The sequence below is a fragment of the Pseudanabaena mucicola FACHB-723 genome (genome assembly GCF_014696385.1).
GTDB lineage: Bacteria > Cyanobacteriota > Cyanobacteriia > Pseudanabaenales > Pseudanabaenaceae > Pseudanabaena.
Genome location: NZ_JACJQB010000038.1, coordinates 25,309 through 34,046, shown reverse-complemented (window position 1 = coordinate 34,046; position 8,738 = coordinate 25,309). Strand labels below are relative to the sequence as shown.

The following is an 8,738-nucleotide window of genomic DNA, read 5'->3' as shown; positions in this document are numbered from 1 at the left end:
GTGGCTCAATTAGTCTCACAGTAATTAGTTCGGATATGGTGATTCTTAGAATCTTCCCATTAGTTCGGATATGTGTAAATAATTCTGCATGGCTACTTATTTACAAATCGGGCGGGTAAGTTTGCCCTCACAGGCTTTAAATCGGGGCGCTACGAATTAACACTAGATTCGCAAACCTTACAATTTGATATTCCTGATGGAACAGTTGGTCTATACGATCTCGGCACTTTGAAGTTAGGCAAATAATACAAACCCAAGAAGTGCCGCAACTCGCTTCTTGGGTTTTATGTCCTAAGCAAAACTTGCTTTGCTATATCGCTACGGAATCATCTTCTAAATCAATTAGCCCAATCCGAATTGCGTAGCGAATTAGCCCTGCTAAATCATGGATATTTAAGCGTTCCATCAACTGTCCTCGATGGGTTTCGACGGTTTTCACGCTAATGAATAAAGAACTGGCAATTTCTTTAGTAGTCATACCACTAGCAACTAATTTTAAGATTTCCTTTTGTCTCGGTGTTAATCGATCATCTTCTACAGAGTGAAAGGTCTGCACGTCTTGATTTGTTAATAATTCAGGTGAAGTTATTTGCTCACTAGCTTTTTGCCCAAATTTGATGCGATTGCTCAGCCTAACGGAAATATCTTCTAGAAGTATTGCCGCATCTAAACTAATCTTCTTTTCCATGGCGATCGCCTTGAGCGACTTTCGTTGCGAAAATAGTTTTAAAATGTCTTGCTGCCCATCAGTTAATCGTAGTGTTTCCGCACTACAATCAACGCTCAAAGTATCAGTAATATCATCATCTACTTCAGTTAGTAATGACTGCATTTGGGTATCAATGGCAGCTAATAATTGACTAGCCTCAATTGGTTTAGCAATATAATCATCAGCACTAATTTGGATACCTTTGTGGACTTCTTGTATTTGTAATTGACTGGTTAAAAAAATAAACGGAATATGACTTAGATCGGGATCTTGACGTACTTTTTTCAAGAAGGAATATCCGCTTAAATTAGACATATCTAGATCACATAAGATCAAGTCAGGATTGAATTTGTGAGCCATTTGGATACCTATCTGAATCTGTCTGGCTTCCAGCATCACAAATTCTTTTGTTTCCAAAATCCTAATAATAGTGTTTCGAGTTTCCTCTTCATCGGTAATTGTTAGGATTCGGCGCATGGCTTTGAGAAAATCTATTGGTCTATTTAGCCTATTTAGCTTAAGCTAATCTTGGGACTGTTGTACCAGTTAAAGGTTGGGCTACCAGGATTATCGTCTATGCCTAGCTTACTTTCCGCTCCATCAATATTGATGCGTAGTAGGTACTCTCCCACCTTAACGTTATTGATCGGGATTTCAATTATATTGCTGCTCTCTGATAAAGGTGGACGATCAAACATATAGATTGCAGGGGAGTCAGTAGTCCACTCGTTTAAGGCGATCGATACTTTCTGCTTTTCCTGTACAGTCACATCCAGTTGCACAGTCAGTAAAGCTGATCGCAAATTATCTTCCACTGCCTCTAGTTGACTCACCGTCACATTGATGATGGTTGGACATAATACAAATGCCATCACATTGGAAGTGACCGTATTGGTCATCAGTGGCGAAGTGCTAGCAAGCCGATGCAAGACCTGTATGCTTTGCACTCCTGCTCGAATTGCGGTGACTTCCGCAAGGGCAAAGGTAATTTCGCGATCTTGCACCGATAACGGTGAGAATAGTAATTCGCCGATTTTAATTTCCACCGTTTGACTTTGCAGATTGCGCCCACGAATGATGACCACGGTACCGAGTACGATTGGCTCAAAGCGATTGCCTTGGGGTAAGACCTGCTCAATATGGGGAGTTGCAGGAAAGGGTGTAATCCCTGCGGGCGAAGTGTCGCGAATTGGTAAAGCTTTTTGGAAGTTTTCTCTACCTTCAACAACAACTAAGCAAGCTCGATAAGCAATTGATAGCACATAGGGAACTTGATAAAACACTGACCAAGCTTTTGATAAATCCTCTAGGGAGATATCTACAGGCACAATGTTAATTTGTTGAATTTGATCAGCCAGATCGGAATCTGCTAAAAATGGAAAAGTGGCATCATTACAGGTCGAGCGAATTAATTCGGGCGTAAGAATACGCTTATCGGCGAGGGTACTCACCACACTTCCCAATACTCGCTGTGGTTGTAATTCGGCATCATTGCCATAGCAACTCATCATGTAATAAAGGTCAACCACTACTTGCCGATTGAGGGGATTTGCCTTGGTGCGGTTGGGGGTGGAGTCATAATTGGCTAGGGCATGGTTACTGACTACTTGATATAAAAAGATATTTACACCGACTTCTGGCGCACCCGTCGAGATGCCACCGGGAGGGAGAGTTGTGGCTCTTGCACCTTCAATATCCTGTTGAATGACTGCTTGCAGAACCCTCTGCAATGTTGCTGTTACCGTTGCGATCGCTAGATAATTACTCATCGGTATTACTCGTCGGTACTCACTAAACCTAACTTCAATGCTCGGACAATTGCTTGGGTGCGACTGGCCACCCCTAATTTCTCAAATACGCTGGTGAGATGTGCCTTGACCGTGGCGATGGTCACATGTAAGTATCGCGAAATATCCTCATTGGAGGCTCCCTTAATCAGCCAATTTAAAACCTCCTGTTCGCGATCGGTCAAGTGAATTTTGGAATGACTCTGGAGTGATCTTCCTGAATAGAAATGGAAGATGCGAAAGAAGCTAGTAGCTATGTCAGGTGGCAAGAAGATCTCATCATTCATCACTGTGGAAATTGCCTCATAAAGTTGACTGCCAATCCGCTCCTTTGCCACATATCCCCTTGCTCCTAGTTGCATTGCTCTAAATACTAATTCATCCTCACGGTGGGCGGACAAAATTAAAACTTTCCCATGATAGTCTGATCGCTTGAGATCCATAAGCAACTTTAGTCCACTATCTTCAGGGGATTTTAACTCTAATTTGACATCTAAAAGAATGAGGGTTGGTTTCTGTTCGGCGACAAGTTTGATTGCTTGGATGCAAGAAGTTGCTTCCCCCACAATTTTGAACTGGAGATAACAATCATCACTGTAAAAACTTAGTAAAGTGTGTAAACCGCGACGGAAATTAGAGTCATCTTCTACTAGTAAAACTGATACTATCTGAGCCGTTGTTGTCATAGAGCATTGGTCACGGATCGTTGGCTGTAGATCTTTACTGCTTAGTAATTGTTAACAAACTTGTTATCAATTCTTAGCAATTAATTGTCAATTGTTTGCTACTAATTTCTAAGTATTAAACTTTATCTAGAAGTATAGACTAAAGTCTAATAACCCTTAAATTTAATCCTCCCTACTGTATACCTCTATAGACATAGTTAAAGGGTGGCATATGGCATTAGACTACTTCGCCCCGGGCGTATACGTCGAAGAGGTTGATAAGGGCAGTCGTCCCATTGAAGGTATCAGTCTTAGTGTGGCGGGCTTTATTGGATTCACCGAAGATGTGCGTGGTGATGCTGAGCTTTTTCAACCGATGATGGTGACATCTTGGGATCAATACCGTGAATACTTCGCGGCTCCGGGTTCCGATGGATATACCGACTTTGATGCTTACTTGCCCTTTGCGGTTAATGGTTGGTTTGTTAATGGTGGGGGGCGTTGTTGGGTAACTAGCATTGGTACAAGGCTACCCGGGTCTGAGCCTCCTGCCCCTGAAGTGACAGCACTTCGCGTTGGTACATCTAACAACAAGCCTACCTTGATGTTTAACATCAAGCCTGCCGATGCTTCAGCGAGTCAATTAGCACTCCCTGCTACTGGCGGCGATCGCATTAAGGTGTTGATTCAAGAAAGTACACCGAAGCCTCTGCCCGATGATGCTCCTGCTGATGCTGAGCCACCCCTAAATACTGGAGAGTTCTTTAGCGTTGTGGTTACCCGTGGTGGTGAAGAGTTGGAACGCTATGACCATGTCACCATGAATCCACAGGCGGCGACTGATGTTGCTGATTATGTGGTTACTGCGATCGCAGATTCTGAATATGTCACCATCGCTGACATCTCTACCAGTGGACAGCCCCTCTCGCGCCGCCCCGCCAATGGAGCCTATGAGATTGCTCCTCCTCCCTACATTTCTTCCATCGATCGTTTTGCCCGTGACTTACTAGGTCAAAGAGATGACCGCACTGGCATCCAAGGCATGTTTGAAATCGATGAAACGGCGATGATTGCCTGCCCAGACCTCATGCGTGTCTATGAGTTGGGACTCATCGACATTGATCAAGTGCATGGTGTCATGGAAATGATGCTCAGCATGTGCGAAAACTCTTTCCCCGGCCCTGCTTTCCGCATGGCAGTCATTGATCCCCCACCGATCAAGCCATCTAAAGGTATGGAGGCAGTGCCACCTGAGCGCCAAAAACCGCAAGATGTCGCCCAATGGTTGAGCATGTTTAACCGTCGCTCCATGTTTGGCGCACTTTACTATCCTTGGATTAAAGTTGCTAATCCTCGTAAGGGTGGTAAGCCTTCCTACGTTCCCCCCTGCGGTCACGTTATGGGGCTATGGTGTCGCACTGACCAATCACGCGGTATCTTCAAAGCTCCTGCTAACGATACCCCTAGAGGCGTACTTGGTTTGGCTTACGAAACCAACATGCGTGAGCAAGAGATGCTCAACCCCATTGGTATCAACTGTATCCGTAACTTTGCTAGCTACAATCGCGGATTCAAAGTATGGGGCGCACGCACCTTGGTTGAGCCAGACAACATTCAATGGCGTTACATCAGTGTCCGCCGCTTAATTAGCTATATCGAGAAGTCGATTGAAATTGGGACTCAATGGGTTGTCTTTGAACCTAACGACACCGATCTTTGGGCGAGAGTCACCCGTACTGTCAGCAACTTCCTTGAAGGACTCTGGCGTAATGGAGCATTATTTGGCGGTGCATCTTCGGAAGCGTTTTACGTCAAATGTGATGCTTCGTTAAATACCCACGAGACGATGATGATGGGTCGCCTATATATCGAAGTTGGTATTTGTCCTGTCCGCCCTGCTGAATTTGTGATTTTCCGCGTCAGCCAGTGGTCGCCTAATAGTTAAATAATTGAGAGAGCAGAATGCCTATGGGTGTTCTGCTCTTATGTTTTCAGGATGTATCACTTTCTTAAGATTTATAAGGTGATTTCTACCGATGGATGACTTTAGATTTTAAGATAGTGATTTATCAGCACAGACCTATAATTCAGAATCTCAAGGAGGAAGAATGGCTGATCTTATACCAATTCCTAATAGTCGATACTATGTAGAATTTGATGGATTGACTGACAAACTGATTAAAAGTGTTTCTGAAGTGAGCTTTACGGGGCAAACAGCAGGACATGAAAAGCCCCTAGCCTCAACTAAGGGTGGTAAGACAATTTGGCAGAGTACATCGGCTGGTTTCGAGGAAAATCCTAACGTTACCATTGAGGTCTATGTCACTGAAGGTGATATGGACTTTTATAATTGGCTGATGACAACTATGCCCAAGAGTGAAGGTGGTCAAGGTAAGTGGGCTTCTGGCCGCAAAAATGGTTCAATTGTTGCCTATGACAGTGAAGATAATGAAGCGATTCGTTGGAGTTTAACTAACTGTTGGATTAAGTCCTACAAGGTTAGTGATTTTAACTCTGAGAGTAAGGATCTGGCTGTAGAAACCTTTGAAATTATTGCCGAACAAATTAATCGCGTTAAGTAGAGAGAACTTCTTAGTCGATCAAAATATCGATTAAATTGAATTTCAAGTTTTTGGGTTTGGTACTGATATAAAACTGATGATGAGGTTAATAGACTATGGCGAAAAATGAATTTCTAGCCTGTTCTAAATACTACTTTAATCTATCGGGTCTAGATGACTTGGTGGTTAAAAGTGTGGGTGGTATTAGCATAACTCTGCAAACTGCGGGGGATATGAAGTCCTTTGGTGTGACTAAAGCTGGCAAGTCAGCGATTCAAGCAACTGTTACAGGCGTGAGCAATGGTAAGCTTACCGTTGAGTTTGTTTGTACGGTTGGGGATGATCGATTGATTAAATGGTACAGCGCTTCCCATTCTGAAGCCCTTGGTGGCGGTGGAACTGAAACTAAAGGTGAGCGTAAAACGGGTACAATCACTCTCTACAACCAAGGTGGAGAGGCGGCGGCAACTTGGGAAGTAACTGGAGTAATGCCTTCTAGTTATAAATCAACTAAGTTAGAAGCAGGTGCGGAAGGACTTGCCACGGAGACGATCGAGTTTGTCTATGAGTCTTTGCATCGCAAAACATAGAGATTGAGCATGAGTGACGCTGCGCGTCACTCGTCTTTGTGTTCAACACAGGAGCTTTCATGACAGACGAACCACAAATTGAATTTTTAACTAATTCACGATTTTATGTAGAGATTACCTTGCAGGGTAGTCTAGAGAAAATCGATGGTTACTTTATGGAATGTAGTGGCCTATCGCGTACTCAAGAGGTAATTGAGATTGTTGAGGTGACTCCGCAGGTGTGGGGAAAGAATAATTCGACAAAGGGGCGGGTGGTACGCACGAAAATTCCCGGCAATGTCAAAAGCGATAATATTATTCTCAAGCAGGGTTTGACGCTCTCAATGACGATGTGGAACTGGTTGAAAGCTGTAGAAGATGGTAACTGGGCGCAACAATTTCGGGATGGTGATTTGACTATTTATGATCAAGGTTCGATTGAGAAAGCCAGATTTAGGTTTAATGGAGCTTGGCCAGTAAGGTATAAATTATCTGATTTTAAGGCTGATAGTGCGGAGTTTGCGGTTACTGAGGTAGAGTTAAGCGTGAGAGACTTTTTACGAATTAGTTAACGGAATAGTGGGTTGATATTTATGATTCAAACTGAGTTTGAATTTACTCTACCTAAGGGCTATGTCGATAGCGATGGGAATTTGCATCGTAAGGGTGTAATGCGTCTATCAAGGGCGATCGATGAGATTACGCCGATGCGTGATCCGCGTGTGAAGACTAATCCTGCCTATGCGACGGTGATTATTTTAGCTAGGGTAATTACGAAGCTGGGGGGGCTAGATGAGATTAATGCGATGGTAATTGAAAATCTCTTTGCGAGTGATCTTAGCTATTTACAAAAGTTTTATCGTCAGATCAATGAGCTAGAGGAAGCAGAAACCTAAGCAAGAAGATCACTTTGTGAGCTAGCTTCTTGGGGCATAAAAAATTAAAAATGGCGTAGCTATTTTTAATTTGGATATTAGAGAGATTTTTTGAGGCGATCGCAAAGAGTTTTGACTACCTTAATACGGGCAAATTTTTTGTCGTTTGCCTCGACCATATACCAAGGTGCAAATTCGGTACTGGTGCGTTCGATCATTTCATTGGCGGCGAGTTCGTAATCATTCCATTTGGCACGATTGCGAAAATCTTCATCGGTGATTTTATAGTGCTTGTAGGGGGTTTCCTGCCGCAGTTGGAAGCGGCGCAATTGTTCATCGGGGTCAATATGTACCCAAAATTTGAGTACCAATGTGCCATGGTCTTGTAACTGTTGCTCAAAGTTGACGATTTCATTGTAGGCTCGCATCCATTCGGGTTCTGAGGCAAAGCCTTCCACCCTCTCGACTAGCACCCGCCCATACCAACTGCGATCGAAAATGGTGACGCGCCCTGCCCTTGGTAAATGTCGCCAAAATCGCCATAAATAATGATGCGATCTCTCTTCATCGGTGGGAGCAGCGATGGGAATCACTTGATAGTCGCGGGCATCGAGAGCCGAGGTAATGCGGCGAATAATTCCTCCTTTACCTGCGGCATCCCAGCCCTCAAAGACGAGAATGATCGATTTACCGATCGATTTAGCTTGACGGAAGAGGAGATTGAGCCGACCTTGATATTTTTCGAGTAATCTCTTGTATTCTTCTTCGCTGAGGCTTTGTTCGAGATCGAGGGTGTCGAGGATTGTGTAGGGATTTTCGATGAGGGTGGGAGGGGGAGATATTTTAGTTTCTTGAGTATTGTCGGTGGCGAGACGTTTGGAGATGAGGTTGAGGATATGTTTACCGACGGTGATACTGCGATATCTCTTGTCAGATCCCTCGACGATGATCCAAGGTGCTTCGCCTGTGCTAGTGGTGCGGATTGCATGTTCGGAGGTGCGGCGAAATTTGTCGTATAGCTTGAAGTGTTGCCAATCGACATCGGTGACGCGCCAACGGGTTTCAGGATTTTTCATCAGCGCTTTTAAACGGTCAGATTGCGCCTGCTTACTAAGGTGAAACCAAAATTTGATAATTAAAGCTCCATCATCGACTAATTCCTTTTCAAAGCTATTGATTCGCATGAGGGCAACATCGAGGTCAGCAATTTTGGTTTTGCCATAAACGCGATCGATGATCGGGTGGGTATACCATGAGCCGAAGAGAATGCCGATTTTGCCCTTAGGAGGGAGAACTCGCCAGAACCGCCATGCTTCAGGGCGTTCCCGCTCTTCGTCAGAAGCTGCGCCAAAGGCATGGGTTTCTAGATGCCGAGGATCAATCCATTCATGGAGAAGGTTGACGGTTTCACCTTTGCCTGCGCCATCAACACCCCCGATTAAGATAATGACTGGGAAGGAAGCGTTTTTGAGTTCTTCTTGTATTTCTAGGAGTTGAATCCGTAATGTGGATTCCTGTGCTTCATACTCAGATTTACTGATTTTGTGTCCTATTTCCGCAGATTCAAACATA

Annotated in this window: 9 protein-coding genes; 5 read left to right on the top strand and 4 right to left on the bottom strand. The window is 44.0% G+C overall.

The window, feature by feature from the left end; all coding sequences use genetic code 11:
* Positions 1 to 310: 310 nt before the first annotated feature.
* From H6F41_RS14895 to H6F41_RS14885, 3 genes are read right to left on the bottom strand one after another with little or no spacing between them, the layout of a single operon-like run.
* Positions 311 to 1,186 carry a response regulator transcription factor gene (locus H6F41_RS14895; protein ID WP_190404259.1) on the bottom strand — a complete coding sequence of 292 codons (876 nt, stop codon included), beginning with the start codon at positions 1,184 to 1,186 and terminating at the stop codon, positions 311 to 313.
* A gap of 35 nt (positions 1,187 to 1,221) precedes the next feature.
* Positions 1,222 to 2,478 (bottom strand): DUF4255 domain-containing protein, encoded by a 1,257-nt coding sequence (locus tag H6F41_RS14890; RefSeq protein WP_190404258.1) that lies wholly within the window; start codon positions 2,476 to 2,478, stop codon positions 1,222 to 1,224.
* 5 nt (positions 2,479 to 2,483) lie between these two features.
* Positions 2,484 to 3,182: a response regulator transcription factor gene (locus H6F41_RS14885; protein ID WP_190404257.1), complete on the bottom strand. Its 699-nt coding sequence runs from the start codon at positions 3,180 to 3,182 to the stop codon at positions 2,484 to 2,486.
* Between the two features lie 211 nt (positions 3,183 to 3,393).
* Here H6F41_RS14885 and H6F41_RS14880 point away from each other — a divergent pair, with 211 nt between their 5' ends.
* The 5 genes from H6F41_RS14880 (at position 3,394) to H6F41_RS14860 (ending at position 7,187) form a co-directional block, all read left to right on the top strand.
* Complete coding sequence (locus H6F41_RS14880) at positions 3,394 to 5,106, top strand: phage tail sheath family protein (protein WP_190404256.1); 1,713 nt, start codon at positions 3,394 to 3,396, stop codon at positions 5,104 to 5,106.
* Between the two features lie 163 nt (positions 5,107 to 5,269).
* Positions 5,270 to 5,743 carry a phage tail protein gene (locus tag H6F41_RS14875; protein ID WP_190404255.1) on the top strand — a complete coding sequence of 158 codons (474 nt, stop codon included), beginning with the start codon at positions 5,270 to 5,272 and terminating at the stop codon, positions 5,741 to 5,743.
* Between the two features lie 95 nt (positions 5,744 to 5,838).
* Entirely contained in the window at positions 5,839 to 6,312 is a 474-nt protein-coding gene (locus H6F41_RS14870; RefSeq protein ID WP_190404254.1) for a phage tail protein, read from the top strand.
* Between the two features lie 59 nt (positions 6,313 to 6,371).
* The gene (locus H6F41_RS14865; RefSeq protein WP_190404253.1) at positions 6,372 to 6,863 is read left to right on the top strand and encodes a phage tail protein; all 492 of its coding nucleotides are present in this window, start codon (positions 6,372 to 6,374) and stop codon (positions 6,861 to 6,863) included.
* Positions 6,864 to 6,884: 21 nt separating this feature from the next.
* The gene (locus H6F41_RS14860) at positions 6,885 to 7,187 is read left to right on the top strand and encodes a hypothetical protein (protein ID WP_190404252.1); all 303 of its coding nucleotides are present in this window, start codon (positions 6,885 to 6,887) and stop codon (positions 7,185 to 7,187) included.
* A gap of 77 nt (positions 7,188 to 7,264) precedes the next feature.
* Here the strand turns inward: H6F41_RS14860 and pap are convergent, their stop codons facing one another.
* Complete coding sequence (pap, locus tag H6F41_RS14855; protein ID WP_190404251.1) at positions 7,265 to 8,737, bottom strand: polyphosphate:AMP phosphotransferase; 1,473 nt, start codon at positions 8,735 to 8,737, stop codon at positions 7,265 to 7,267.
* Position 8,738 lies beyond the last annotated feature (1 nt).